The organism is Streptomyces anandii JCM 4720, from assembly GCF_014650655.1.
GTDB classification, from domain to species: domain Bacteria; phylum Actinomycetota; class Actinomycetes; order Streptomycetales; family Streptomycetaceae; genus Streptomyces; species Streptomyces anandii.
Window position 1 is genome coordinate 22,984 of record NZ_BMVJ01000001.1, and the last position, 26,421, is coordinate 49,404.

The following is a 26,421-nucleotide window of genomic DNA, read 5'->3' on the forward strand; positions in this document are numbered from 1 at the left end:
TGATCGGGGCGCACACCGGGCCCGGGCTGCTGGGGGTCGTGGTCTCACCGCGGTGACCCGACCGGCGAGTCGCGCGCGGCAGCGCCGCCCAATCACTCGTGTGGGTGGCGGAGTTGTCCACAATGCGGCTGTGGTCCACGGAATTCGACCAAGATCATCGTGATGTGGCGGATTGCCGGATGCTCGGCACATGGCACTTCGATCACACACACGCAGCACGACGGCGACCAGCGGGCCGGGCCGCGGTCCTGCCTCGGACGGCCGCATCCGCCACCGGCGCCCGCCCGTCCGGCGGGGGCACCGGCACCGCCAGGTGCCGGCGGAGGATCTGCGCCGGCGAGCAGAGGCCTTGTTCGCCGAACAGCCCGGCGGCGCACGGGAGTCGGGCAACGGACCTCCTGCGGCCGCCGGCCCGCGGCGCCTCCAACGGCGACCGCCGTCGTGGGCGCGGTGGGAGGGGGAACGGGAGGAACGGGAGCGGGAGGCCGTGCGTTCCGCGGGGGGCGTGGATCCCGGTGACGAGGCGGTGCACGCCGGTGCCGCCGGGGCGGCGGGTGCCGCTGACGTAGCGGGTGCCACCGGGGTGGCGGGTGCCGCCGGGACGGTGGATGCCGCCGGGGTGCGGGCGGCTTGGTGGGGGCGGACCGGGCTCGCGCTGCGGGAGCGGCTGCCGTTGTGGATGCAGACGCGGTGCGGCCTTGAGCGCCGCAATGTGCTCGCCCTGTCGGTGGTGCTGGCCGTCGCCGCGGCCTTCGCGCTCCAGCACTTCTGGTCCGCGCGCAGCCGGTCGGTGCGGGCGCCGGAGGTGGTGCGCGCCGTCGCCCCGTACGAGAGCCGGGACAAGCGCGAGAGCGGAGGTGAGGGCGACGGCGGGAGCGCCGGACCGGCGGGCGCGGCGGCGCCGGCCGCCGCGCCCGGTGCCACCGCCACACCCGGCGCGCAGATCGTCGTGGACGTCAGCGGCAAGGTCCGCGATCCCGGAATCCACCGTCTCGCGGCGGGCTCACGGGTCGCCGACGCGCTGCTGGCGGCGGGCGGGGTGAAGCCGGGCACCGACACAAGCGGTCTCAACCAGGCCCGCTTCCTCGTCGACGGCGAGCAGATCGTGGTCGGCGGTCCGGCACCCGCGACGGGCACCGGCCCGGCCGGCGTGGGCACGGCCGGCCCCACCGCACCGGTCTCCCTCAACACCGCCACCGCCGACCAGTTGGAGACCCTCCCCGGCGTGGGCCCGGTGCTGGCCCGGCACATCATCGACTACCGCAGCCGGCACGGCGGCTTCCGCTCGGTGGACGAACTCCGCCAGGTCAACGGCATCGGCGACCGCCGCTTCGCCGATCTGCGAAGCCTGGTGAGGCCATGAACGCAAGTCCGCGCCCAGCGGTCCACGCCGCCTCCGGCAACCCCCTCGGCGCCGCGCATCCCCGGCAGGAAGGACCCACCGATCTACGACTCGTCCCGCCGGCGCTGGCCGCCTGGGCGACGGCGGCCCTGGCGCTGGACGCCCCACCGGGGTGGGTGACCGGCTCGGCGCTCGCCTGCCTTGCCGCCGCCGTCGTACTGCTGCTCGCCCACCGGTTCCGCAAGCGCGGACGGGCGGCCGCACAGGCCCCGCCGGCCGCTCCGGTCTGGCGTGTCTCCGTCGCCGCGGTGCTGCTCGGCGCCGCCGCGGCGGCGATCTCCGCCGGGCTGCACGGAGCGGACGTGCGGCGGGGCCCGGTGCCGGGGCTCGCGCGACGGCTCGCCACGGTCACCGCCGAGGTCGAGCTGACCTCCGATCCACGGCTCACCCGCCCCCGCGTCAGCGGCGACCACATGGCACCGGCCTCGGTGCTGATCGAGGCCGAGGTGCGGCGCGTCGAGCGGGTGGGCGACACGACGGGCGCGGTGGCCCGGACACCGGTGCTGATCCTCGTCAACGCCGGGGCGCCGCACGGCAGAAGCCAAGGACCATCCGAAGCCGCGACCGGTCCGTCACCCTGGCTCGCCCTGCTGCCCTCGACACGGCTGAGAGTGACCGCGCGACTGGCGCCGCCACTGAACGGCGGCGACCGCGTCGCGGCGGTGCTGCGGGTGCGGGGCCGGGCCGCGCCCGAAGTGGTCGCGGGGCCGTCCGGCCCGCAGCGGCTGGCGGGCCGGCTGCGGGCAGGGCTGCGCGCGGCGACCGACGGTCTGCCGGCGGACGCGCGGGCGCTGCTGCCCGGACTGGTCGTGGGGGACACCTCGCGCATCACGCCGGAGCTGGACGAGGCGTTCAAGGAGACGGACCTCGCGCACGTCCTGGCCGTCTCCGGGAGCAACCTCACCATCCTGCTCGCCCTGCTGCTGGGCCCGCCGGGCCTCGCCCAGCGAGTCGAGCGCCGCGGGCTGGCGCCCCGGCTCGGCCTGCCACTGAGGGCGACGGCGCTGGTGGGCGGGGTCCTCACCCTGGGGTTCGTCGTCGTGTGCCGGCCGGACCCGAGCGTGCTGCGGGCGGCGGCCTGCGGAGCGGTGGCGCTGCTGGCCCTGGCCACCGGCCGCCGCAGATCCCTGATCCCGGCCCTGGCCGCGACCGTCCTGCTCCTGGTCCTCTACGACCCCTGGCTGGCCCGTAGTTACGGCTTCCTGCTGTCGGTGCTGGCCACCGGCGCCCTGCTCACCCTCGCGCCCCGCTGGAGCGAGGCACTGCGCCGGCGCCGGGTGCCCGCCCGCATCGCCGAGGCGCTCGGCGCGGCGGCCGCGGCGCAGGTGCTGTGCGCGCCGGTCGTCGCGGTGCTGTCGGCACGGGTGAGCCTGGTGGCGGTGCCGTGCAACCTGCTCGCGGAGGCCGCGGTCGCGCCTGCCACGGTGCTGGGCTTCGCGGCGCTCGCCGTGGCCCCGGCCGCCATGCCGGTGGCCAAGGCGCTTGCGTGGTGCGCGCGTTGGCCCGCCGGGTGGATCGCGGACGTGGCGCGGACCGGGGCCGCGCTGCCCGGTGGGGGAGTGGACTGGCCGGGCAGCTGGACAGGGGCGCTGCTCCTGGCCCTGGTCACGGCTGCGGTCGTCACGGCGGGCCGGCGGCTGCTGCGGCACCCCTGGCTGTGCGGGGTCTGCGGGGTGCTGCTCCTGCTGGCGGTGGTGCGGCCGCCGCCGCTCACCCGGGTGATCACGGGCTGGCCGCCGCCCGGCTGGCGGTACGCGATGTGCGACGTGGGCCAGGGCGACGCGACGGTGCTCGCGGCCGGCCCGGGGGCCGGGGTGGTCGTGGACGCCGGGCCCGACCCGAGGCGGGTGGACCAGTGCCTGCGCGCACTGGGCGTCACCAGGATTCCGCTGCTCGTGCTGACCCACTTCCACGCCGACCACGTGGCCGGGCTGGCGGGCGTGCTGCGGGGCCGCTCGGTCGGCGGGATCGAGACGACGGGGTACGAGGAACCCGCGGACCAGGCCGAGTTCGTACGGAGGGAAGCGGCGGCGCACGGCATCCCGCTCACCCACGCGGTCGCCGGGGAGGAACGGCGCACCGGCGGTCTGGCCTGGCAGGTGCTGTGGCCGCCACCGCGCCCCTTCCCGGACCCGGACGGGCCCAACGACGCCAGCGTGACGCTGCTCGTCCGCTCCGGCGGGCTGCGGCTGTTGCTGCTGGGCGATCTCGAACCCCCGGCGCAGGAGGCGCTGTCGCGGTCGCCCGCGATCGCGCGCCTGGCACGGGTGGACGTCTTGAAGGTCGCCCACCACGGCTCGGCGTACCAGGATCCGGACCTGATACACGTGGTGGCCCCGAGGCTGGCGCTCATCAGCTGCGGTGCCGGAAACCCCTACGGCCACCCGGCCCCGCGGACCCTCGCGGCGCTCCGGGCGGAAGGCACGACGGTACTGCGCACCGACCGGGACGGGGCACTCGCGGTCACCGGGGAGGGCGCGAGTCTGGGAGTGGCGCGCGAGTGAGGGTGAGACTGGGGGCATGGATGCCGCACTGGTAGACGCCTACCTCAGCCGCCTCGGCGCCGGGCACCCGGCCGCGCCCACCTCCGACGCCCTGCGGGAGCTGCAACTGCGGCACCTGGGGAACGTGCCCTTCGAGAACCTCTCGATCCACCTCGGCGAGAAGATCGTGCTGGAGGAGGAGCGACTGGTGGAGAAGGTGGTGGGCACGCGCCGGGGCGGGTTCTGCTACGAGCTCAACGGGGCGTTCGGGGCGCTGCTCACCGCCCTGGGATTCGACGTGACGCTGCTGGCGGCGCGTGTGTACGGGGAGGAGGGGAAGCTCGGTATTCCGTACGACCATCTCGCGCTCAGGGTGCGGACGGTGGACGGCGGTGACTGGCTGACCGACGTGGGCTTCGGCGCACTGAGCCACCATCCGCTGGTCTTCGGGGAGAGGGGGGAACAGGCGGACCCGGGCGGCACTCTGCGGATCACGGAGGCGTCCGCCCCGGCCCCGGAGCCGTACGCCGATCTCGACGTCGTCCGGGACGGGAAGCCGCAGTACCGGGTGGAGTTGCGGCCGCGCGTCCTCGGGGACTTCCTGGCCGGGGCCTGGTGGCACAGCACCTCGCCGGCCTCGCACTTCACACGGTCGCTGGTGTGTTCCCGCCTCACCCGGGACGGCGGCCGGATCACGCTCAGCGGCCGCACGCTGACCACCACGGCCCTGGACGGCACCCGCGAGGTGCGGGACCTGGACTCGGACGAGGAGGTGCTCGCGGTGTACCGGGACCGGTTCGGCATCGCGCTGGGCTCCGTACCGGCCGTACGGGAGCCCTCCGGGGCTGCCGGAGAATAGCCGCGTGAGTGATGTGAGACATGTGCTGGTGCTGCCCGACCGCGAGGCGGCGGAGGAGGCCGCGGAGGCGCTGGCGGAGCGGTTCGCGGTCCACGAGGAACCGAGGATCGTCCGCGACGCCCTGGCCGGGGAGGACGACGCGGAGGACGCCCAGTGGCTCGTCCTCCTGCGGGACGAGGAGGCCCGCCTCGACCCCGGTCACCTGAACGAGTTCGCGGCCGAATGGGAGGGCTGGCGCGAGGAGCCGTAGCGCCGGCGCCCACGGCGGCCGGCCGTGACGCCGGGCCGGGCGACGGCGTCGGACCGCGGCCCCGGCCGCGCCACCGCCGGTGACCGTGCCCGTGCTGGGGTGACGGCTACGGCGTCCCGCGCCGCACCCCACGGCGTGGCAGGCTCCGCCGGGCGGGCAACCCGCCGTGGCCCGTGCCCGTGCGGCCCCTGGTTGCAGTTCCGGCGCCCCGCCGCCGGGTGGGCCACCGCCGACCGGCGCCGGGGCGGGCCGCCGTCCGGGCGGGCCCGTGGTTCGGGGCGGGTTGTCAGTGGGGCGTGGGATGCTTGGCGCGATGGCCAGGAAGAGTGTGAACGATGATCTCCTCGCCCCGGTGACGCTCGCCGTGGGGCAGGAGGAGCTGCTGCTCGACCGTGCCGTGCGGAAGGTGGTGGTCGCGGCGCGGGCCGCGGACGCCGACACGGACGTACGGGATCTGACCCCGGACCAGTTGGGGCCGGGCACGCTCGCCGAGTTGACCAGCCCCTCGCTGTTCGCCGAGCGCAAGGTCGTGGTCGTGCGCAACGCGCAGGACCTGTCGGCGGACACCGTCAAGGACGTCAAGGCGTATCTCGGTGCGCCCGCCGAGGAGATCACGCTGGTGCTGCTGCACGCGGGCGGCGCCAAGGGCAAGGGGCTCCTCGACGCCGCGCGCAAGGCGGGGCCAAGGGCAAGGGGCTCCTCGACGCCGCGCGCAAGGCGGGGGCCCGCGAGGTGGCCTGCCCGAAGATGACCAAGCCGGCCGACCGGCTGGCCTTCGTGCGGGGCGAGTTCCGGGGCCTGGGCCGGTCGGCCACGCCCGAGGCGTGCCAGGCGCTGGTCGACGCGATCGGCAGCGACCTGCGGGAGCTGGCGTCGGCGGTGTCGCAACTGGTCGCCGATGTCGAGGGCACCATCGACGAGGCCGTGGTCGGGCGCTACTACACCGGCCGTGCCGAGGCCTCCAGCTTCACCGTCGCCGACCGTGCCGTGGAGGGCCGGGCCGCGGAGGCCCTGGAGGCGCTGCGCTGGTCGCTGGCGACGGGCGTGGCACCGGTGTTGATCACCAGCGCGCTGGCGCAGGGCGTGCGGGGCATCGGCAAGCTGATGTCCGCGCGTGGTGGGCGCCCGGCCGACCTGGCGCGGGAGCTGGGCATGCCGCCGTGGAAGATCGACCGGGTCCGGCAGCAGATGCGGGGCTGGACCCCGGACGCGGTGTCCGTGGCGATGCGCGCGGTGGCCGAGGCCGACGCGGGCGTCAAGGGCGGCGGCGACGACCCGGAGTACGCGCTGGAGCGGGCCGTCGTGACGATCGCCCGGGCGGCCCGCTCACGGGGACGGGCCTAGCCAGAGCCTGGAGACCCGAGAAGCCAAGAAGCCCGCAGGGCCGCCGGGCAAGCCAAAAGCCCCGCGCGCGTCCCTGGGGAAGGGACACGGGCGGGGCCCTGGATCACGCTCGTGGATCCATGCCCGCGTGGCGAACGCAGGCCGCGCATGGATCCGGGGTGCCGGTCGGGAGCGGATGAGAGAGGGCCCGCTCTGTTCCTCCCGGCGTCAAGTCGGGAAACTCAGCCCTTGAGCGACGCGACCTTGGAAGCAAGCGCCGACTTCTTGTTGGCGGCCTGGTTCTTGTGGATGACGCCCTTGGAGACGGCCTTGTCGAGCTGACGCGCGGCAGCGCGCTGGTACTCGGTGGCCTTCTCGACGTCACCCGCGGCAGCGGCCTCGCGGGCCTTGCGGATCGCGGTCTTGAGGGAGGACTTGACGGCCTTGTTGCGCAGCCGCGCCTTCTCGTTGGTCTTGATCCGCTTGATCTGGGACTTGATGTTCGCCACGAATGAGCCTTCTCTTTCGAAATTTTCCGATGTGCCTCGCGCTGAGAGGGCATGAGACACAGCCCCCCACACTACCAGCGGCCCATCCGGTGGCCCAAACCCGTCCCGGGTCCCCGTCCGTGGGACCATGGAAGCTACGTATCGATCCGACCCGAGACCGCAGACGCACAAGCACACGTATGCGGACGCCTCAAGAATCAGGACCCTGCGTGCCCGCGACCCCTCCCCATGTGCCCGAGCCGAGCCGTACCGACCCGGCTCTGATCCGCAATTTCTGCATCATCGCGCACATCGACCACGGCAAGTCCACGCTCGCCGACCGGATGCTCCAGCTGACCGGCGTGGTCGAGCAGCGGCAGATGCGCGCTCAGTACCTCGACCGCATGGACATCGAGCGCGAGCGCGGCATCACGATCAAGTCCCAGGCGGTGCGGCTGCCGTGGGCCCCCACCCACGACCCCGGCAACACGCACATCCTGAACATGATCGACACCCCGGGGCACGTCGACTTCACCTACGAGGTGTCGCGGTCGCTGGCCGCCTGCGAGGGGACCATCCTCCTCGTCGACGCCGCCCAGGGCATCGAGGCGCAGACCCTCGCCAACCTCTACCTGGCGATGGAGAACGACCTCACGATCATCCCGGTCCTCAACAAGATCGACCTGCCGGCCGCGCAGCCGGAGAAGTTCGCCGAGGAGCTCGCCAACCTCATCGGCTGCGACCCCGACGAGGTGCTCAAGGTCTCCGCCAAGACCGGGCTCGGCGTCGAGGCGCTGCTGGACCGGGCGGTCGAGAAGATCCCGGCCCCGGTCGGCGTCGCCGACGCCCCCGCCCGCGCGATGATCTTCGACTCGGTCTACGACTCCTACCGGGGTGTCGTGACGTACGTCCGTGTGGTCGACGGCCAGCTCAACAAGCGTGAGCGGATCCGGATGATGTCCACCGGCGCCACCCACGAGCTGCTGGAGATCGGCACCAACTCCCCGGAGATGCTCCCGGCCGACGGCCTCGGCGTCGGTGAGGTGGGCTATCTGATCACCGGTGTGAAGGACGTGCGCCAGTCCAAGGTCGGCGACACCGTCACCAGCCAGGCCAAGGGCGCCCAGGAGGCGCTCGGCGGCTACAAGGACCCCAAGCCCATGGTGTTCTCGGGCCTGTATCCGCTGGACGGCTCGGACTACCCCGAGCTGCGCGAGGCCCTGGACAAGCTCCAGCTCAACGACGCGGCCCTGGTCTACGAGCCGGAGACCTCCGCCGCCCTCGGCTTCGGCTTCCGCGTCGGCTTCCTCGGCCTGCTGCACCTGGACGTGATCCGCGAGCGCCTCGAGCGCGAGTTCGGGCTCGACCTGATCGCCACCGCCCCCAACGTGGTCTACCGCGTGATCATGGAGGACGGCGTCGAGCACACGGTCACCAACCCCAGCGAGTTCCCCGAGGGCAAGATCGACGAGGTGTACGAGCCGGTCGTGCGGGCCACGATCCTCGCGCCCACCGAGTTCATCGGCGCGATCATGGAGCTGTGCCAGACTCGCCGCGGCACGCTGCTCGGCATGGACTACCTCTCCGAGGACCGCGTCGAGATCCGCTACACCCTGCCGCTCGCGGAGATCGTCTTCGACTTCTTCGACCAGCTGAAGTCCAAGACCCGCGGCTACGCCTCCCTCGACTACGAGCCCACCGGCGAGCAGTCCTCGACCCTGGTCAAGGTCGACATCCTGCTGCACGGCGACAAGGTGGACGCCTTCTCGGCGATCACCCACAAGGACCAGGCGTACGCGTACGGCGTCCGGCTCGTCGCCAAGCTCAAGGAGCTGATCCCGCGGCAGAACTTCGAGGTGCCCGTCCAGGCGGCCATCGGCTCCCGGGTGATCGCCCGCGAGACCATCCGCGCCATCCGCAAGGACGTCCTCGCCAAGTGCTACGGCGGCGACATCTCCCGCAAGCGGAAGCTGCTGGAGAAGCAGAAGGAGGGCAAGAAGCGGATGAAGATGGTGGGTTCCGTGGAAGTTCCGCAGGAGGCCTTCATCGCGGTGCTCTCCAGCGATGACAGCGCGGGGTCGGGCAAGGGCAAGAAGTAACGGGCGGTTACCCACGGTCGCCCCGGCAAACCGGGTGGAAAAGGGGCCCGTCGTGCGAAAGCGCGGCGGGCCCCTGTGCGCGCGGCCCGTCGCTCTCTGTAGGAAGTGACAGGCCACAGCCCCTTACGCGGTGGCCGGTCGCGCTTTACTCTGATCCCTGCTCGATAGTTACTCGCGAGTTAAACAAGCCCTGATCACCACCGTGAGCCAAACCAGCCGTACCTGAGCCAGCCGCCGCACTGTCGCGGGCCCCGGAGGATGTCGTGAGCGACGCACAGACCCTGATCGAGAACCGTCCGCCGTCCGTGGCGGCCCTCTTCCTGGAGCGTGTGGCCGCCACACCGGACGCCGAGGCCTACCGCTATCCGGTGCCCCCCGCCTCCGGCGAGGGCCCCGACGACTGGAAGTCGCTGAGCTGGGCGCAGGCGGCCGAGCGGGTCTACGCCATCGCCGCCGGGCTGATCGAACTGGGCGTACGGCCCGAGGAGCGCGTCGCGCTCGCCTCCTCCACCCGCGTGGAGTGGCTGCTGGCCGACCTCGGCATCATGTGCGCCGGCGCCGCCACCACCACCGTCTACCCGCAGACCAACGCCGAGGAGTCCGCCTTCATCCTCTCGGACTCCGAGAGCAAGGTCCTGATCGCGGAGAACGCCGACCAGCTGGCCAAGGCCGTCGCCAAGCGCCCGGAGCTGCCCGAGCTGCACCACGTCGTCGTCATCGACCCGGCCGGTGCCGAGACCGGCGACTGGGTCCTCACCCTGGCCGAGCTGGAGAGCCGGGGCGCCGCCTACCTGGAGAAGCACCCCGAGCTGATCAAGGAGCGGGTCGGCGCGATCACCAGGGAGCAGCTCGCCACCCTCATCTACACCTCCGGCACCACCGGCCGCCCCAAGGGCGTACGCCTCCCGCACGACAACTGGTCGTACATGGCGAAGGCGATCGCCTCCACCGGCCTGATCGGCACCGACGACGTGCAGTACCTGTGGCTGCCGCTCGCCCACGTCTTCGGCAAGGTCCTCACCTCCGGGCAGATCGAGGTCGGCCACGTCACCGCCGTCGACGGCCGCGTAGACAAGATCATCGAGAATCTGCCGGTCGTCCAGCCCACCTACATGGCCGCCGTGCCGCGCATCTTCGAGAAGGTCTACAACGGCGTCGCCGCCAAGGCCCGCGCCGGCGGCGGGGCCAAGTACAAGATCTTCCAGTGGGCCGCCGAGGTCGCCCGCGAGTACGCCAAGGTCACCCAGGACAACTTCAAGCGCACGGGCACCCACTCCGCGCCCTTCGCGCTGGCCGCCCGGCACAAGGTCGCCGACACCCTCGTCTACGCCAAGATCCGCGAGGCCTTCGGCGGCCGGCTGCGCGCCTGCGTCTCGGGCAGCGCCGCCCTCGCCCCCGAGATCGGCTACTTCTTCGCCGGCGCCGGCATCCACATCCTCGAGGGCTACGGCCTCACCGAGTCCTCCGCGGCCTCCTTCGTCAACCCCGGCGAGGCCTACCGCACCGGCACGGTCGGCAAGCCCCTGCCCGGCACCGAGGTCCGTATCGCCGAGGACGGCGAGATCCTGCTGCGCGGCCCCGGAATCATGCAGGGCTACCACAAGCTGCCCGACAAGACCGCCGAGGTGCTGGAGTCCGACGGCTGGTTCCACACCGGCGACATCGGGGAGCTCTCCCCGGACGGCTATCTGCGCATCACCGACCGCAAGAAGGACCTCATCAAGACCTCCGGCGGCAAGTACATCGCGCCAGCCGAGGTCGAGGGCCAGTTCAAGGCGGTGTGCCCCTACGTCTCCAACATCCTGGTGCACGGCGCCGACCGGAACTACTGCACCGCCCTCATCGCCCTCGACGAGGTGGCGATCCTGGACTGGGCCAAGGAGAACGGCCTGGACGGCAAGTCCTACGCCGAGGTCGTGGCCGCGCCGGGGACCGTCGAGATGGTCGACGGCTACGTCAAGCAGCTCAACGAGGGCCTGCAGCGCTGGCAGACCATCAAGAAGTTCCGGCTGCTGCCGCGCGACCTCGACGTCGAGCACGGCGAGATCACCCCGAGCCTGAAGCTGAAGCGGCCGGTGGTGGAGCGCGAGTACAAGCATCTGATCGACGAGATGTACGCGGGCACACGCGAGGCCTGACCCGCGCGTCCCCGCCCGCGAGCGTCCTGCCCCGGCGGACGCCCCGCGCCCGCGAGCGCCCCGCTCCTGGCACCGCCCCGCGCCACTCCCCGGCGCGAGGCGGTGCCATGTCCTCCTTCGAACATCCCGTAGCACAGATTTCCCGAACGGCTGCCCACTTCGGTAACTCCGTGCGTCCGCGCACTGCCGGTCTGTCACCCTGTCGGCATCGACCGAACCGATTCGCGCGCACGCCCGGGAGCCGCAGATGGGGGCCATTCCGACGCAGCGGGAGACCGTCTCCCGCGCGGGTGACGCGCCTGCGCAGCAGCAAGCGCCGCGCGCCGGGGCGCGGACGGAGGCGCGCGCCGAGGCGCGGACCACCCTGCCCGGCAGCCCCCTCGCGCCGGGCGCCGCCCGCGCACTGGTCCGCTCGGCCGTCGCGGAGTGGCGCGGCCTCGGCTCGGCCGTCGAGGACCGGCTGGCCGACGAGGTCCTGGTCGTCGTCAGCGAACTGGTCACCAACGCCGTGGTGCACGCGGGCACCGACGTCGAGCTCGTCTGCCGGCTGGAGCCGGAGACCGGCGCCTGCGTCGTGGAGGTGTCCGACCACCACCCCTCGCGCGCCCCCCGCGGGAGCCGCCCCGAGCCCCAGCACGAGCCCCCCGAATACGGCCGCGGGCTGCACCTGGTCGCCGCGCTCGCCGAGGCCTGGGGCATCACCTACCGCACGGGCGTGAAGACCCTGTGGGCGCGGCTGCCCGCGGAACGCGACCGGGACGCCGAGGCGGACGGCACGCCGGAGAGCGAGGCGGGCCCGGCCGGGCTCGACGGGCTGGACGTCGCGGGGATCCTCGCCCCCGAGCCGCAGCGTGCCGAACGCGACCGCGAGTGGCTCGGCCGTGGCGCGCTGTCCTTCCTCGCCGAGGCCTCCGACCTGCTCGCCGGGCAGCTCGACGAGGACCTGGTCGTCGCGCTCACCGGGCAGCTCCTCGTGCCGAGGCTCGCCGACTGGTGCGCGGTGTGGCTGGAGGACGAGTCCACCGCACGCTGGGGAGCCTCGCGCTGGGGCGGGGCCGGAGAGGGCCGGGGCGAGGGCGGGGCGGCCGGGCCGCGGCTCGCCCGGGTCTGGCACGCCAGCGAGAACCGGACCGAGGAACTGCGCCGCGCCCTGGAGAAGGACCCGCCCCGCCCGCCGGGGGAGGGCTGGGGGACCGGACCTGTCCCCTTCCCCTGGCCGGGCGAGGCGCTCGGCCCGCGCGGGGCGCACGGCTCGGCGTTCGCCCACCGCCTCGTCGCCGGCGGACGACCGCTCGGCACCCTCGTCGTCGGGCGGTGCGGACTGCTGCGCTTCCCCGACGAGATCACCGGGCTGGTCGAGGACCTCGGCCGCCGCGTCGCCCTCGCCATCGGCGCGGCCCGCCAGTACGCCCGCCAGGCCAACATCAGCGCGGTTCTCCAGCGCGGGCTGCTGCCCGGCGCGGTCGCCGAGATCCCCGGCATGCGCAGCGCCCTCGTCTACGAGCCCTGCGACCAGGGCGGCCCGAGCGGCGACTTCTACGACCTCTTCCCGGCCGGCGACGGCCGCTGGTGCTTCGCCGTGGGCGACGTGCAGGGCAAGGGTCCCGAGGCCGCCGTCGTCATCGGGCTCGCCCGGCCCTGGCTGCGGCTGCTGGCCCGCGAGGGCTACGGCGTCGCCGACGTCCTGGACCGCCTCAACCAGCTCCTCCTCGACGACGCCACCGAGGCAGCCGACGCCGCAGCCCGGGTCCTGGTCGCCGCGGGCGGCCGCACCCCGGCCCCCGGCGACGGCCCCCAGACCCGCTTCCTGTCGCTGCTGTACGGGGAGCTCGCCCCCTTCGACGGCGGCGTCCGCTGCACCCTCGCCTGCGCCGGGCACCCGCTGCCGCTGGTCCTCACCCGCGACGGCGACGTCCACACGGTCGCCCGGCCGCAGACCCTGCTCGGCGTGATCGAGGACGAGACCTACACCTGCGACACCTTCGAGCTCCGGCCCGGCGACACCTTGCTGTGCGTGACGGACGGGGTGACCGAGCGGCGCTCAGGCTCCCGCCAGTTCGACGACGGCGACGGTCTCGCCACCGCCCTCGCCGGCTGCGCGGGCCTGCACGCCGAACCGATCGCCGAGCGCATCCAGCGCCTCGTCCACGACTTCTCCGACCGCCCCCCGGAGGACGACCTGGCCCTGCTGGTGCTCCAGACCGAGTGACGGCGGGGCGACCGCGCCGGTGCTGGACAATGGGACGTATGCCTTCCGCACTCCCCGACGGCGAGCCCGTCCCCGCCGACGGCGCGCTGCCCGCGCCGGCGCTCGCCGGGGCCGCCGGCCGGCCCCTCGGGTTCTACCTGCACGTGCCCTACTGCGCGACCCGCTGCGGCTACTGCGACTTCAACACCTACACCGCCACCGAACTGCGCGGCACCGGCGGCGTGCTCGCCTCGCGCGACAACTACGCGGCCACCCTCGTCGACGAGGTCCGCCTCGCCCGCAAGGTCCTCGGCGACGACCCGCGCGAGGTCCGCACCGTCTTCGTCGGCGGCGGCACGCCCACCCTGCTCGCCGCCGGTGACCTGGTGCGGATGCTGGCCGCGATCCGCGAGGAGTTCGGGCTCGCCGCGGACGCGGAGATCACCACCGAGGCCAACCCCGAGTCCGTCGACCCCGCGTACCTGGCGGCCCTCAGGGAGGGCGGCTTCAACCGGGTCTCCTTCGGCATGCAGAGCGCCCGGCAGCACGTCCTCGACATCCTCGACCGTACCCACACCCCCGGCCGCCCCGAGGCCTGCGTGGCCGAGGCGCGCGCGGCCGGCTTCGAGCACGTCAACCTCGACCTGATCTACGGCACCCCCGGCGAGTCCGACGACGACTGGCGCGCCTCCCTGGACGCCGCCCTCACGGCCGGACCCGACCACATCAGCGCGTACGCCCTCATCGTCGAAGAGGGCACCGGGCTCGCGCGCCGCATCCGCCGCGGCGAGGTTCCCATGACCGACGACGACGTCCACGCCGACCGCTACCTCATCGCCGAGGAGACGCTGTCCGCGGCGGGCTTCGAGTGGTACGAGGTCTCCAACTGGGCCACCTCCGACGCCGGCCGCTGCCTGCACAACGAGCTGTACTGGCGCGGCGCCGACTGGTGGGGCGCCGGGCCCGGGGCGCACAGCCATGTGGGCGGCGTGCGCTGGTGGAACGTCAAGCACCCGGGCGCGTACGCGGCCGCACTCGCCCAGGGCCGCTCCCCGGGCGCCGGGCGCGAGATCCTCACGGACGAGGACCGCCGGGTGGAGCGGATCCTGCTGGAGCTGCGCCTGCGCGAGGGCGTACCGCTGGACCTGCTGCGCCCCGACGGCCTGGCCGCCTCCCGGCGCGCGCTCTCCGACGGCCTGCTCCAGCGGCAGCCGTACGAGACGGGCCGCGCGGTGCTCACCCTGCCCGGCCGCCTCCTCGCGGACGCGGTGGTACGGGACCTGGTGGACTGATCACTCCGGCGAGTGAGCGCCACCCGACGTCAAGCCTCACCGCTTCCCGCTGCCGTGACGAAGTCGATCAGTTCCTCCACCCGCCCCAGCAGTTCCGGCTCCAGGTCCCTGTAGGACCGTACGCCGGAGAGGATCCGCTGCCAGGCCGCGCCCGTGTTGTCCGGCCAGCCGAGGGCTCGGCAGACGCCCTTCTTCCAGTCCTGCCCGTGCGGCACGCGGGGCCAGGCGGCGATGCCGAGCGAGGCGGGTTTCACCGCCTCCCACACGTCGATGTACGGGTGGCCCACCACCAGGGCGTGCTCGCTGGTCACCGACTGGGCGATGCGCCACTCCTTGGTGCCCGGCACCAGGTGGTCCACCAGGACGCCGAGGCGCGCGTCCGGGCCCGGCGCGAACTCGGCGACGACGGACGGCAGGTCGTCCACGCCCTCCAGGTACTCCACGACCACGCCCTCGACGCGCAGGTCGTCGCCCCACACCTTCTCCACGAGCTCGGCGTCGTGCCGGCCCTCCACGTAGATGCGCCCGGCGCGGGCCACGCGCGCGCGTGCGCCGGGGACGGCGACCGAACCGGACGCCGTACGGGTGGGGCGGGCCGGGCCCGAGGCGGGCCGCACCAGCGTCACCACCCTGCCCTCCAGCAGGAAGCCGCCCGGCTGGAGCGGGAACACCCGGTGCTTGCCGAAGCGGTCCTCCAGGGTCACCGTGCCGGCCTCGCAGCGGATCACCGCCCCGCAGAAACCGGTGCCCGGCTCCTCGACCACCAGGCCCGGCTCCGCCGCGACCTCGGGCACGGCCTTCGGCTTCTTCCACGGAGGGGTCAGGTCGGGTGAGTACTGCCGCATTCGAGTGACGATATGGAGAAGGCCGTGCGCGATCAGCGCGACACGCCGAAGCGGGCGGCGAGGGCGTCACGCTGGGCGCGGACGAACGCCGCGTCGGTCACCACTCCGTGACCGGGCACGTACAGCGCGTCCTCACCGCCCAGCTCCAGCAGCCGGTCCAGCGCGGCGGGCCACGCGGACGGCACGGCGTCGGGACCGGCCTGGGGCTCGCCGGACTCCTCGACGAGATCGCCGCAGAACACCACGGCCCGCTCGCCCGCGACCCCCGGCACCACCACCGCGAGGTCGTGCGCGGTGTGGCCGGGCCCCACATCCGCCAGCAGCGCCGCACGGCCGCCGCCGAGGTCCAGGGCCAGCCGGTCGTGCACCTCGCGGACGGAGCGCACCAGCGCCGCCGCGGCCTCGCCGGCCGCCTCCGCGTCCAGCCCATTGCGCACGGCGTCCGCGCGCAGCTCCTCGCGTGCGCGGCCGTCCTCGAACGCGGCACGCGCGCCCCCGGCGGCGAACACCCCGGCGTCCGGGAACCGGGCCGCCCCGAAGACGTGGTCGAAATGCGGGTGCGTCAGCGCGAGAAGCGTCACACGGCCACCGGCCAGCGACTGCGCCCACGCGCGCAGCCGGGCGCCCTCCGCGAGGCTCGAGCCGGCGTCCACGAGCAGTGCGCGGTCCGCCCCGACGACCAGCCCCGCCGTGCAGTCCCACACCGGGAGCCGGACCCGTCCGACCCCGTCCGCCAGCCGCTCCCAGCCCAGCTCTTCCCAAGTCACCGTCATGCGGAGACGCTAACGGTGACCGGACCGTGGTGTGACCGGCCTTGCCCGCGGTGTACCCGACGGCCGTACACTGGGCCGGGGAAAGCTGGCACTCGAATGCGCCGAGTGCCAGGCGGGGGCCGAGACCGACTCTGGAGGTGCGCGCGATGCTCAGCGAGCGAAGGCTTCAGGTGCTGCGCGCCATCGTCCAGGACTACGTCGGCACCGAGGAGCCGGTGGGCTCCAAGGCGCTCACCGAACGCCACAATCTCGGCGTCTCACCGGCCACCGTGCGCAACGACATGGCGGCCCTGGAGGACGAGGGCTACATCGCCCAGCCGCACACCAGCGCGGGCCGCATCCCCACCGACAAGGGGTACCGCCTCTTCGTCGACAAGCTGGCCGGGGTCAAGCCGATGACCGCGCCCGAGCGGCGCGCCATCCAGAACTTCCTCGACGGCGCCGTAGACCTCGACGACGTGGTGGCCCGCACGGTGCGGCTGCTGGCACAGCTGACCCGGCAGGTCGCCGTGGTGCAGTACCCCTCGCTGACCCGTTCCACCGTGCGGCACGTGGAACTGCTGTCGCTCGCGCCCGCGCGCGTGATGCTCGTGCTGATCACGGACACCGGCCGGGTCGAGCAGCGGATGGTCGACTGCCCGGCGCCCTTCGGGGAGACGTCGCTCGCGGACCTGCGCGCGCGGCTGAACAGCCGGGTCGCCGGCCGCCGCTTCACCGACGTGCCGCAGCTGGTGGAGGACCTGCCCGACGGCTTCGACCCCGAGGACCGCGGTACGGTCGCCACGGTGCTGTCCACGCTCCTGGAGACCCTCGTCGAGGAGAACGAGGAGCGGCTGATGATCGGCGGCACCGCCAACCTCACCCGCTTCGGGCACGACTTCCCCCTCACCATCCGCCCCGTCCTGGAGGCGCTTGAGGAGCAGGTCGTGCTGCTGAAGCTGCTCGGTGAGACGCAGGATCCGGGCATGACCGTGCGCATCGGTCACGAGAACGCCCATGAAGGACTCAACTCCACGTCCATCGTGTCGGTGGGCTACGGTTCGGGCGGCGAGGCAGTCGCCAAGCTCGGCGTGGTCGGACCGACCCGCATGGACTACCCGGGAACGATGGGAGCGGTACGCGCAGTGGCACGGTACGTCGGACAGATCCTGGCGGAGTCGTAGGTGGCCACGGACTACTACGCCGTTCTCGGCGTGCGCCGCGACGCGTCGCAGGATGAGATCAAGAAGGCGTTCCGCCGGCTCGCACGCGAGCTGCACCCGGACGTCAACCCCGATCCGAAGACCCAGGAGCGGTTCAAGGAGATCAACGCCGCCTACGAGGTGCTGTCGGACCCGCAGAAGAAGCAGGTCTACGACCTCGGCGGCGACCCGCTCTCGCAGTCCGGCGGCGCCGGCGCGGGCGGCTTCGGGGCCGGGGCCTTCGGCAACTTCTCCGACATCATGGACGCGTTCTTCGGCACGGCGTCGCAGCGCGGACCGCGCTCGCGCACCCGCCGCGGCCAGGACGCGATGATCCGGCTCGAGATCGAGCTGGACGAGGCGGCCTTCGGCACGACCAAGGACATCCAGGTCGACACGGCCGTCGTCTGCAACACCTGCAACGGCGACGGCGCCGCGCCCGGCACCAGCGCGCAGACCTGCGACATGTGCCGCGGCCGCGGTGAGGTCTCGCAGGTCACCCGGTCCTTCCTGGGCCAGGTCATGACCTCGCGGCCCTGTCCGCAGTGCCAGGGCTTCGGCACCGTGGTGCCCACCCCGTGCCCGGAGTGCGCGGGCGACGGCCGCATCCGCGCCCGCCGCACCCTGACGGTGAAGATCCCGGCCGGCGTCGACAACGGCACGCGCATCCAGCTCGCCGGCGAGGGCGAGGTCGGCCCCGGCGGCGGCCCGGCCGGCGACCTGTACGTCGAGATCCACGAGCTGCCGCACGCGACGTTCCAGCGCCGCGGGGACGACCTGCACTGCACGGTCACCATCCCGATGACAGCGGCGGCCCTCGGCACCAAGGTGCCGCTGGAGACCCTGGACGGCCTGGAGGAGGTCGACATCCGCCCGGGCACCCAGTCCGGCCAGTCGATCCCGTTGCACGGCCGAGGCGTCACCCACCTGCGCGGCGGCGGGCGCGGCGACCTGATCGTCCACGTCGAGGTGCAGACCCCGACCAAGCTCGACCCCGAGCAGGAGCGTCTCCTGCGCGAACTGTCCAAGCTGCGCGGCGAGGAGCGCCCGCAGGGCCAGTTCCAGCCGGGTCAGCAGGGACTGTTCTCGCGTCTGAAGGACGCGTTCAACGGCCGCTGAGGCCGCTCGGCCGGCCGTCGCCGGTCCCGGCGGAGGCGGCCGCGGGTTCCGTGGCCGCCTCCGGTTTGTGCCGGGGACCGGGGCGGTTCGGCGCTGTGAGGGAGACGTGAAAGCATGCGGTCATGTCCTCCGCACTGACCGATCTCTTCCCGCACCCGATCGTGCAGGCGCCGATGGCGGGCGGCCCCTCCGGGCCGCAGCTCGCCGCCGCGGTGTCCGACGCCGGCGGGCTCGGTTTCCTCGCCGCCGGCTACAAGACCGCCGACGGGATGTACCAGGAGATCAAGCAGCTGCGCGGACTGACCGGCCGCCCCTTCGGGGTGAACGTGTTCGTGCCGCAGCCCGAGCACCCCGGTGCGAGCAGCGGCTCCACCGGAGCGGCTGGCGCCACGCCCCTTTCCGGCGCCGTCGACCTCTACGCCCAGCAGCTCGCCGGCGAGGCCACCTGGTACGAGACCGAGCTCGGCGACCGTGAGCACGGCCGCGACGACGGCTACGACGCCAAGCTCGCCGTCCTCCTCGACGACCCGGTCCCGGTGGTCTCCTTCCACTTCGGCGTCCCGGCCCGCGAGGTCGTCGACTCCCTGCACCGCGCCGGCACCTTCGTGCTGGTCACGGCGACCACCGTCGATGAGGCCCACGCCGTGGAGCGTTCGGGCGCGGACGCGGTGATCGCCCAGGGCGTGGAGGCCGGCGGCCACCAGGGCTCCCACCGCAACGCGTCCGCGGGCGACGGCGCCGGCATCGGCGTCCTCTCCCTCGTCGCCCAGGTCCGCGAGAACACGGGCCTGCCGGTCGTCGCCGCCGGAGGGATCATGCGCGGCGGCCAGATCGCCGCCGTGCTCGCCGCCGGGGCCGCCGCCGCACAGCTGGGCACGGCGTTCCTCGCCACCCCCGAGTCCGGCGCGCACGCCCTGCACAAACAGGCCCTGACCGACCCGCTGTTCACCCATACCGAGCTGACCCGCGCGTTCTCCGGGCGGCAGGCCCGCGGCCTGGTCAACCGCTTCCTGCGCGAACACGGCCCCTACGCCCCCGCCGCCTACCCGGAGGTGCACCACCTCACCGCCCCGCTGCGCCGGGCGGCGGCCAAGGCCGGCGACCCGCAGGGCATGGCGCTGTGGGCCGGGCAGGGCCACCGGATGGCCCGCGCGCTGCCCGCCGGGCAGCTGGTGGAGGTGCTCGTCGCCGAACTCGACGCGGCCACGACAGCGTTGTCGGCGCACTCCGCCTTCGGAGGTGACCCGCGATGACGGCACCGGTGTTCGTGGTCGGCCGACTCGACCGGACGGGACCGGAGTTCGTGCTCGACGGCCCCGAGGGCCGGCACGCGGTCTCGGTGAAGCGGCTGCGGCCCGGCGAGGACGTGGTCCTCACCGACGGGCGCGGCCGCTGGGCCGAGGGCGTGGTCAAGGCCGCCGAGGGCAAGGACCGCCTGATCGTCACCGATCTGGGGTCCGTCGTCGAGGAGCCGGCCGAGTCGCCCCGTATCACCGTCGTCCAGGCGCTGCCCAAGGGCGACCGCGGCGAGCTGGCCGTCGAGACCATGACCGAGGTCGGCGTCGACGCGATCGTGCCGTGGGCCGCCTCCCGCTGCATCACGCAGTGGAAGGGCGAGCGCGGTACGAAGTCGCTCGGCAAGTGGCGGGCCACCGCCCGCGAGGCCGGCAAGCAGTCACGCCGGGTGCGCTTCCCGGAGGTCGCGGACGCCGCCACCACCAAGGAGGTTGCCGCACTTCTCGCCAACGCCGACTTCGCCGCCGTACTGCACGAGAGCGGAGAGGAGCCCCTGGCCACCGCCCAGCTCCCGGCCGAGGGCGAGATCGTGCTCGTGGTCGGCCCCGAGGGCGGGATCTCCCCGGAGGAGCTGGCGCTGTTCGAGGGAGCGGGGGCCAAGGTGTGCGTTCTCGGGCGTACGGTGCTGCGTACATCGACCGCCGGGACGGCGGCGGCCGCGCTGCTCCTCGGGCGCACCGGCCGCTGGTCCTGACCCGCCGGTCCCGGTCCACAGGGGGACGCACCATGGAACTCGCCCAAGTCCGGCTGCTCGTCACCGACTTCGCCGCCTGCTACCGCTTCTACGCCGACGTCCTCGGCCTCAAGCCGCAGTCGGGGGCGGAGCGGGGCCCGTACGAGAAGTTCAGCCCGGCCACCGGCTCGGCGGGCATCGCCCTGCAGGACCGCGCCATGATGGCCGGGGTGCTGGGCGAACTGGGCGGCACCGTCACCGGGCACCGCTCACTGGTCGTGCTGCGCGTGGACGACCTCGACGCCCACTGCGCCGCGATAACGGCCCGTGGCGCCACCCTTCTCCACGGTCCGGTCCCCATGACCGACCGCATGCGAGTCGCCCACCTCAAGGACCCGGAGGGCAACATCGTCGAACTCCAGGAATGGCTCCTGCTGCGCCCCTGACCCGGCGGCCCGCACCCACCCGTGCGGCTCAGGGGTGGCCGTATGTGCTCTACCGCTCGTGGCGCAGGGGTGGGAGGCTGCCGTGTATGGGGGTTTTGAGGCGGGTCGGCCGACTGCCGCGTGGGCGGCGGGTGGTGGCTGTGGCGGGGCTCGTGGCGGTTGCCGCGGGCGGGGCCGTCGCGTGCGATCCCGGCGGGCTGAGCTCGGCCGCGGTGGCGTACACGACCGACAGGACGGCGACCGCCGAGCTCAACCGGCGGCACGCGTCCGTGAGCTGGCTCAGCTGTACGGCCGACTACGGCGGCAACAAGGCGTACACACCGGGGAGGTCCACGCCCTCGGCGTCCCGGACCACCGTCGCCTCCGTGGACTGCCAGGGGCAGACCAAGGACGGACGGAAGATCACCGTCACCGGCAAGGTCACCCGGGCCGTCGACGGCGCCTGCGTGCGCGGGGACCTGACCGCCAAGGTGGGCGGCAAGGTGTGGTTCCACGTCGACGGTCTCGGCGACTGCAACGCGACCACCGGGCCGACGTACCGGCCGCCCACTCACGGGCAGCCCGGACCCACCGTCACCGTGACCGTCACGCGCACCATCTGGTGCAAGGGCGACCCGACCTGCTGGCCGGTCGAAGGCAAGTAAGGCCCTGACGGGGCGTGATGAGGTCTCGACGGGGCCGGGAGGGGCCTTGGCCGCGGGCCTGGCGAGGCCTTGGCGCGGGCCCGCTGCGGCCTTGGCTCGCGCCCGGTGAGGGCTCGGCGGGGCCCGTTGCGGCCTTGGCGTGGGCCCGCTGAGGCCTCGGTCGAGTCCCGGGCGGCCCTCGCGCGGGGCCGCTGTGGGCTGACGTGATCCCGGGCCCTGTCCGTGGGCGGGGCTGCTGCGTAGGGTGATCAGGTGACTCAGTCCGCATCGCCCCAGCCGCCCGTGCCGCCCGCGTATCTGCGCCATCCGCACCCGCACGGCGAGTTCGTCGCCTTCACCGCGGAGGACGACGTGTGGCTCGCGCCGCTGGACGGCGGCAGAGCCTGGCGGGTCAGCGCCGACAACGTGCCCGTCAACCACCCCCGCGTCTCGCCCGACGGCACCACCCTCGCCTGGACCTCCACCCGCGACGGCGCCCCCGAGGTGCACATCGCCCCGCTCGCCGGCGGACCCGCCAAGCGGCTGACGCACTGGGGGAGTTGGCGCACCCAGGTGCGCGGCTGGACCCCGGACGGCGAGGTCCTCGCGATCAGCACCGAGGGCCAGGCGAGCCTGCGCCGCACCTGGGCCCGCGCCGTCCCCCTCGACGGCGGGCCCGCCACCGTCCTGCCCCACGGGCCGGTCGCCGACATCGCCCACGGTCCGCACACCGTGCTGCTGTCCGCGCCGATGGGCCGCGAGGCCGCCCACTGGAAGCGCTACCGGGGCGGCACGGTGGGCAAGCTGTGGATCGACCGCGACGGCGACGGCGAGTTCACCAGGCTGCACGAGGACCTCGACGGCAACATCGAGTACCCGCTGTGGGTGGGCGACCGCATCGCCTTCCTCTCCGACCACGAGGACACCGGCGCCCTCTACTCCTCCCTCGCCGACGGCTCCGACCTGCGCCGCCACACCCCGCTCGGTGGCTTCTACGCGCGGCACGCGAGCACCGACGGCACCCGCGTCGTCTACTCCAGCGCCGGTGAACTCTGGCTCCTGGACGACCTCGACGGCGCCGAACCGCGCCGGCTCGACATCCGCCTCGGCGGCCCCCGCGTCGACCTCCAGCCCCACCCGGTCAGCGCCGCCCACTGGTTCGGCTCCGCCGCCCCCGACCACACCGCGCGCGGCAGCGCCGTCGCCGTGCGCGGCGCGGTCCACTGGGTCACCCACCGCTCCGGCCCCGCCCGCGCGCTCGCCGCCCAACCCGGCGTACGGACCCGCCTGCCGCGCACCTTCCGCGCCGAGGGCGAGGAGTGGGTGGTGTGGGTGACCGACGCCGAGGGTGAGGACGCCCTGGAGTTCGCGCCCGCCACCGGCCTCGCCCCCGGCGCCATCCCGCGCCGGCTCGCCGCCGGACAGCTCGGCCGGGTCCTCGAACTCGCCATGGCCCCCGACGGCAGCCGCGCCGCCGTCGCCTCGCACGACGGACGGCTGCTCCTCGTCGAGCGCGAGACCGGCGAGGTGCGCCAGGTCGACCGCAGCGAGGACGGCGACGTCGGCGACCTCGCCTTCTCGCCCGACTCCGCCTGGCTCGCCTGGTCCCACCCCGGCCCGCGCCCGCTCAGCCAGCTCCGCCTCGCCAACACCACCGACCTGTCGGTCACCGAGGCCACCCCGCTGCGCTTCCAGGACTACGCCCCCGCCTTCACCCTGGACGGCAAACACCTCGCCTTCCTCTCCCACCGCTCCTTCGACCCGGTCTACGACGAGCACGTCTTCGACCTGGCCTTCGTCGAGGGCTCCCGCCCGTACATGATCACGCTCGCCGCGACCACGCCGTCCCCCTTCGGACCGCAGCGCCACGGCCGCCCCTTCGAGGTGTCCGACAAGGAGGAGACCCCGGACAGCGAGGGCACCCCGGCGACCCGCATCGACCTCGACGGCCTCGCCGAACGCATCGTCCCCTTCCCGGTCGAGGCCGCCCGCTACTCCAACCTGCGCGCCGCCCGCGACGGCGTCCTCTGGCTCCGGCACCCCGTCACCGGCGTCCTCGGCGCGGGCCGCGCCACGCCCGACGACCCGGACCCCAAGACCGAGCTGGAGCGCTACGACCTCGCCCAGCAGCGCATCGAGCATCTCGCCGCCGACGCCGACCACTTCGAGGTCAGCGGGGACGGCAAGCGGGTCCTGCTTTGGACCGACGGCAAGCTCAAGGTCGTACCCAGCGACCGCCGCGCCTCCGGCGACGAGGACAGCGACTCCAACATCACCGTCGACCTCGGCCGCATCCGCCAGACGGTCGACCCGGCCGCCGAGTGGCGGCAGATGTACGAGGAGACCGGCCGCATCATGCGGGACCACTTCTGGCGGGCCGACATGAACGGCGTCGACTGGGACGGCGTCCTCGACCGCTACCGTCCCGTCCTCCAGCGCCTGGCCACCCACGACGACCTCGTGGACCTGCTGTGGGAGGTGCACGGCGAACTCGGCACCTCGCACGCCTACGTCATGCCGCCCGGCGGCCACGGCCACGGACCAAGGCAGGGACTGCTCGGCGCGGACCTCTCCCGCCACGAGGACGGCAGCTGGCGCATCGACCGCATACTGCCCTCGGAGACCTCCGACCCGGACGCGCGCAGCCCGCTCGCCGCGCCCGGCGTCGCGGTGCGCGCCGGGGACGCCGTCGTCGCCGTGGGCGGCCGGCCCGTCGACCCGGTCACCGGGCCCGGCCCCCTGCTGGTCGGCACGGCGGGCAGGCCGGTCGAGCTGACCGTCTCCCCGGCGGGCGGCGGCGACCCGCGGCACGCCGTCGTCGTGCCCCTCGCCGACGAGGAGCCGCTGCGCTACCACGCCTGGGTCGCCGGCCGCCGCGCCTACGTCCACGAGCGCTCCGGCGGCCGGCTCGGCTATCTGCACGTGCCCGACATGCAGGCGCCCGGCTGGGCGCAGATCCACCGCGACCTGCGCGTCGAGGTGGCCCGCGAGGGCCTGGTCGTCGACGTGCGCGAGAACCGCGGCGGCCACACCTCCCAGCTCGTCGTGGAGAAGCTGGCCCGCAGGATCGTCGGCTGGGCCGTGCCCCGCGGCATGCGGCCCTACAGCTACCCGCAGGACGCGCCCCGCGGCCCCGTGGTCGCCGTCGCCAACGAGTTCTCCGGCTCCGACGGCGACATCGTCAACGCGGCGATCAGGGCGCTCGGCCTCGGCCCGGTCGTCGGCACCCGCACCTGGGGCGGCGTCATCGGCATCGACAGCCGCTACCACCTGGTCGACGGCACCCTGATCACCCAGCCGAAGTACGCGTTCTGGCTCGAGGGTTACGAGTGGGGCGTGGAGAACCACGGCGTGGACCCGGACGTCGAGGTGGTCCAGCGTCCCCAGGACCACGCGGCCGGCCGCGACACACAACTGGACGAGGCGATCCGCATCGCGCTCGCGGCCCTGGAGCAGAACCCGGCGAAGACACCGCCACAGCGGCCCTAGCGCCGCGGACAGCCGACTACGATGGCCTGGAAGATCACCGTTCAGGAGGGACGACATGGCAGGGGAACCCCAGGACGACTGCCTGTTCTGCAAGATCGTCGCGGGACAGGTCCCGGCGACCATCGTCCGGGAGACCGACACCACCGTCGCCTTCCGGGACATCAACCCCCAGGCGCCCACCCACGTCCTGGTGATCCCCAAGGCGCACTACAAGGACGCCGCCGCCCTCGCCGCCGCCGCACCGGACCTGGCCGCGGACGTCCTGCGCGAGACCCAGGCCGTCGCCGACGACGAGAAGCTGGAGAGCTACCGCACCGTCTTCAACACCGGCAGCGGTGCCGGCCAGACCGTCTGGCACGCCCACGCGCACATCCTCGGCGGCCGCGGCCTGCAGTGGCCCCCCGGCTAGCCGGCCGTGTCCGTACGTGAACTGGTCGTCCTCGGCACCGCCAGTCAGGTCCCGACCCGGCACCGCAACCACAACGGCTACCTGCTGCGCTGGGACGGCGAGGGCATCCTGTTCGACCCCGGCGAGGGCACCCAGCGGCAGATGCTGCGCGCCGGGGTCGCCGCGCACGACCTGAACCGGATCTGCGTCACCCACTTCCACGGCGACCACAGTCTGGGCCTGGCCGGGGTCATCCAGCGCATCAACCTCGACCAGGTGCCGCACGAGGTCACCGCGCACTATCCGCGCTCCGGCAAGCGCTTCTTCGACCGCCTGCGCCACGCCACCGCCTACCGCGAGACGGTCGAGCTCACCGAGGCCCCCGTCCACACCGACGGGGTCCTGGCGAAGACGCCCGCCTACACCCTCGAGGCGCGCCTGCTCTCCCACCCCGTCGAGTCCTACGGCTACCGGCTCATCGAGCCCGACGGGCGCCGCATGCTGCCCGGCCGGCTCGCCGCGCACGGCATCAAGGGCCCGGACGTGGGCCGCATCCAGCGCGAGGGTCGGCTCGGCGGGGTGAGCCTGGACGACGTGAGCCGGACGCGGCGCGGGCAGCGGTTCGCGTTCGTGATGGACACCCGGCTGTGCGACGGGGTGCACGCGCTCGCCGAGGGCTGCGACATGCTGGTCATCGAGTCGACCTTCCTCGACGAGGACGAGCGGCTCGCCGTCGAGCACGGCCACCTGACGGCCGGCCAGGCCGCCGGGGCCGCGCGCGAGGCGGGCGTACGCCACCTCGTGCTCACCCACTTCAGCCAGCGCTACACCGACCCGGCCGAGTTCGAGCGGCAGGCGCGGGCCGCGGGCTTCGAGGGCGAGCTGACCGTGGCGCACGACCTCATCCGGGTGCCTGTTCCGAAACGACGCTGACCAGGCCGTACGATGCTGCGATGCCTCTGCCCAAAGCCGAACTGCACCTCCACGTCGAAGGCACACTCGAACCGGAGCTCGCCTTCGAACTCGCCGCGCGCAACGGCGTGAAGCTGCCCTACGCGGACACGGA

At 73.7% G+C, this 26,421-nt stretch carries 20 protein-coding genes and 2 pseudogenes; 19 read left to right on the plus strand and 3 right to left on the minus strand.

What is annotated here, in order from left to right:
• Positions 1-190 precede the first annotated feature (190 nt).
• From IE249_RS00120 to holA, 5 genes and pseudogenes are all read left to right on the plus strand, one after another.
• Positions 191-1,363 carry a ComEA family DNA-binding protein gene (locus IE249_RS00120; protein ID WP_189702708.1) on the plus strand — a complete coding sequence of 391 codons (1,173 nt, stop codon included), beginning with the start codon at positions 191-193 and terminating at the stop codon, positions 1,361-1,363.
• Positions 1,360-3,906 carry a ComEC/Rec2 family competence protein gene (locus IE249_RS00125; RefSeq protein ID WP_189702709.1) on the plus strand — a complete coding sequence of 849 codons (2,547 nt, stop codon included), beginning with the start codon at positions 1,360-1,362 and terminating at the stop codon, positions 3,904-3,906. The genes IE249_RS00120 and IE249_RS00125 overlap by 4 nt, the downstream gene beginning before the upstream one ends.
• Before the next feature lie 16 nt (positions 3,907-3,922).
• On the plus strand, positions 3,923-4,744 hold the full coding sequence (locus IE249_RS00130; protein WP_189702710.1) for an arylamine N-acetyltransferase family protein: 822 nt from the start codon (positions 3,923-3,925) through the stop codon (positions 4,742-4,744).
• Between the two features lie 4 nt (positions 4,745-4,748).
• A complete protein-coding gene (locus IE249_RS00135; RefSeq protein ID WP_189702711.1) occupies positions 4,749-4,994 on the plus strand; it encodes a hypothetical protein in 246 nt (81 codons plus the stop codon).
• Positions 4,995-5,307: 313 nt separating this feature from the next.
• A pseudogene (gene holA, locus IE249_RS00140) lies at positions 5,308-6,338 on the plus strand (DNA polymerase III subunit delta).
• A 221-nt stretch (positions 6,339-6,559) separates the two neighbouring features.
• On the opposite strand, the gene rpsT reads toward holA, so the two are convergent.
• Positions 6,560-6,826: a 30S ribosomal protein S20 gene (rpsT, locus tag IE249_RS00145; RefSeq protein WP_015660447.1), complete on the minus strand. Its 267-nt coding sequence runs from the start codon at positions 6,824-6,826 to the stop codon at positions 6,560-6,562.
• A gap of 209 nt (positions 6,827-7,035) precedes the next feature.
• Here rpsT and lepA point away from each other — a divergent pair, with 209 nt between their 5' ends.
• From lepA to hemW, 4 genes are all read left to right on the plus strand, one after another.
• Positions 7,036-8,904: a translation elongation factor 4 gene (gene lepA, locus IE249_RS00150; protein WP_189702712.1), complete on the plus strand. Its 1,869-nt coding sequence runs from the start codon at positions 7,036-7,038 to the stop codon at positions 8,902-8,904.
• 263 nt (positions 8,905-9,167) lie between these two features.
• Positions 9,168-11,042 carry an AMP-dependent synthetase/ligase gene (locus tag IE249_RS00155; protein ID WP_189702713.1) on the plus strand — a complete coding sequence of 625 codons (1,875 nt, stop codon included), beginning with the start codon at positions 9,168-9,170 and terminating at the stop codon, positions 11,040-11,042.
• Between the two features lie 247 nt (positions 11,043-11,289).
• The gene (locus IE249_RS00160; protein WP_189702714.1) at positions 11,290-13,251 is read left to right on the plus strand and encodes an ATP-binding SpoIIE family protein phosphatase; all 1,962 of its coding nucleotides are present in this window, start codon (positions 11,290-11,292) and stop codon (positions 13,249-13,251) included.
• Positions 13,252-13,289: 38 nt separating this feature from the next.
• Positions 13,290-14,522 carry a radical SAM family heme chaperone HemW gene (hemW, locus tag IE249_RS00165; protein WP_189702715.1) on the plus strand — a complete coding sequence of 411 codons (1,233 nt, stop codon included), beginning with the start codon at positions 13,290-13,292 and terminating at the stop codon, positions 14,520-14,522.
• A 29-nt stretch (positions 14,523-14,551) separates the two neighbouring features.
• Here the strand turns inward: hemW and IE249_RS00170 are convergent, their stop codons facing one another.
• Positions 14,552-15,367 carry a DUF3097 domain-containing protein gene (locus tag IE249_RS00170; protein ID WP_189702716.1) on the minus strand — a complete coding sequence of 272 codons (816 nt, stop codon included), beginning with the start codon at positions 15,365-15,367 and terminating at the stop codon, positions 14,552-14,554.
• Positions 15,368-15,399: 32 nt separating this feature from the next.
• A complete protein-coding gene (locus tag IE249_RS00175; RefSeq protein WP_189702717.1) occupies positions 15,400-16,140 on the minus strand; it encodes an MBL fold metallo-hydrolase in 741 nt (246 codons plus the stop codon).
• Between the two features lie 146 nt (positions 16,141-16,286).
• Between IE249_RS00175 and hrcA the strand changes: the two genes are divergently transcribed.
• The 10 genes and pseudogenes from hrcA to IE249_RS35655 form a co-directional block, all read left to right on the plus strand.
• Positions 16,287-17,303, plus strand: coding sequence for a heat-inducible transcriptional repressor HrcA (hrcA, locus tag IE249_RS00180; RefSeq protein ID WP_189702718.1), 1,017 nt, complete (start codon positions 16,287-16,289; stop codon positions 17,301-17,303).
• Positions 17,304-18,440 carry a molecular chaperone DnaJ gene (dnaJ, locus tag IE249_RS00185; protein ID WP_189702719.1) on the plus strand — a complete coding sequence of 379 codons (1,137 nt, stop codon included), beginning with the start codon at positions 17,304-17,306 and terminating at the stop codon, positions 18,438-18,440. It begins immediately after the preceding gene.
• Between the two features lie 122 nt (positions 18,441-18,562).
• A complete protein-coding gene (locus IE249_RS00190; RefSeq protein ID WP_189702720.1) occupies positions 18,563-19,693 on the plus strand; it encodes a nitronate monooxygenase in 1,131 nt (376 codons plus the stop codon).
• Positions 19,690-20,430 carry a 16S rRNA (uracil(1498)-N(3))-methyltransferase gene (locus tag IE249_RS00195; RefSeq protein ID WP_189702721.1) on the plus strand — a complete coding sequence of 247 codons (741 nt, stop codon included), beginning with the start codon at positions 19,690-19,692 and terminating at the stop codon, positions 20,428-20,430. The genes IE249_RS00190 and IE249_RS00195 overlap by 4 nt, the downstream gene beginning before the upstream one ends.
• 32 nt (positions 20,431-20,462) lie before the next feature.
• A complete protein-coding gene (locus tag IE249_RS00200; protein ID WP_189702722.1) occupies positions 20,463-20,855 on the plus strand; it encodes a VOC family protein in 393 nt (130 codons plus the stop codon).
• 86 nt (positions 20,856-20,941) lie between these two features.
• Entirely contained in the window at positions 20,942-21,499 is a 558-nt protein-coding gene (locus tag IE249_RS00205; protein WP_189702723.1) for a hypothetical protein, read from the plus strand.
• Between the two features lie 282 nt (positions 21,500-21,781).
• Positions 21,782-24,967, plus strand: a complete 3,186-nt coding sequence (locus IE249_RS00210; RefSeq protein ID WP_189703187.1) for a S41 family peptidase — start codon at positions 21,782-21,784, stop codon at positions 24,965-24,967.
• A gap of 55 nt (positions 24,968-25,022) precedes the next feature.
• Positions 25,023-25,376 (plus strand): histidine triad nucleotide-binding protein, encoded by a 354-nt coding sequence (locus IE249_RS00215; protein ID WP_189702724.1) that lies wholly within the window; start codon positions 25,023-25,025, stop codon positions 25,374-25,376.
• Between the two features lie 6 nt (positions 25,377-25,382).
• Positions 25,383-26,288: a ribonuclease Z gene (locus IE249_RS00220; RefSeq protein ID WP_189702725.1), complete on the plus strand. Its 906-nt coding sequence runs from the start codon at positions 25,383-25,385 to the stop codon at positions 26,286-26,288.
• A 20-nt stretch (positions 26,289-26,308) separates the two neighbouring features.
• Positions 26,309-26,421 (plus strand): annotated as a pseudogene (locus IE249_RS35655) (adenosine deaminase); the annotation flags it as partial.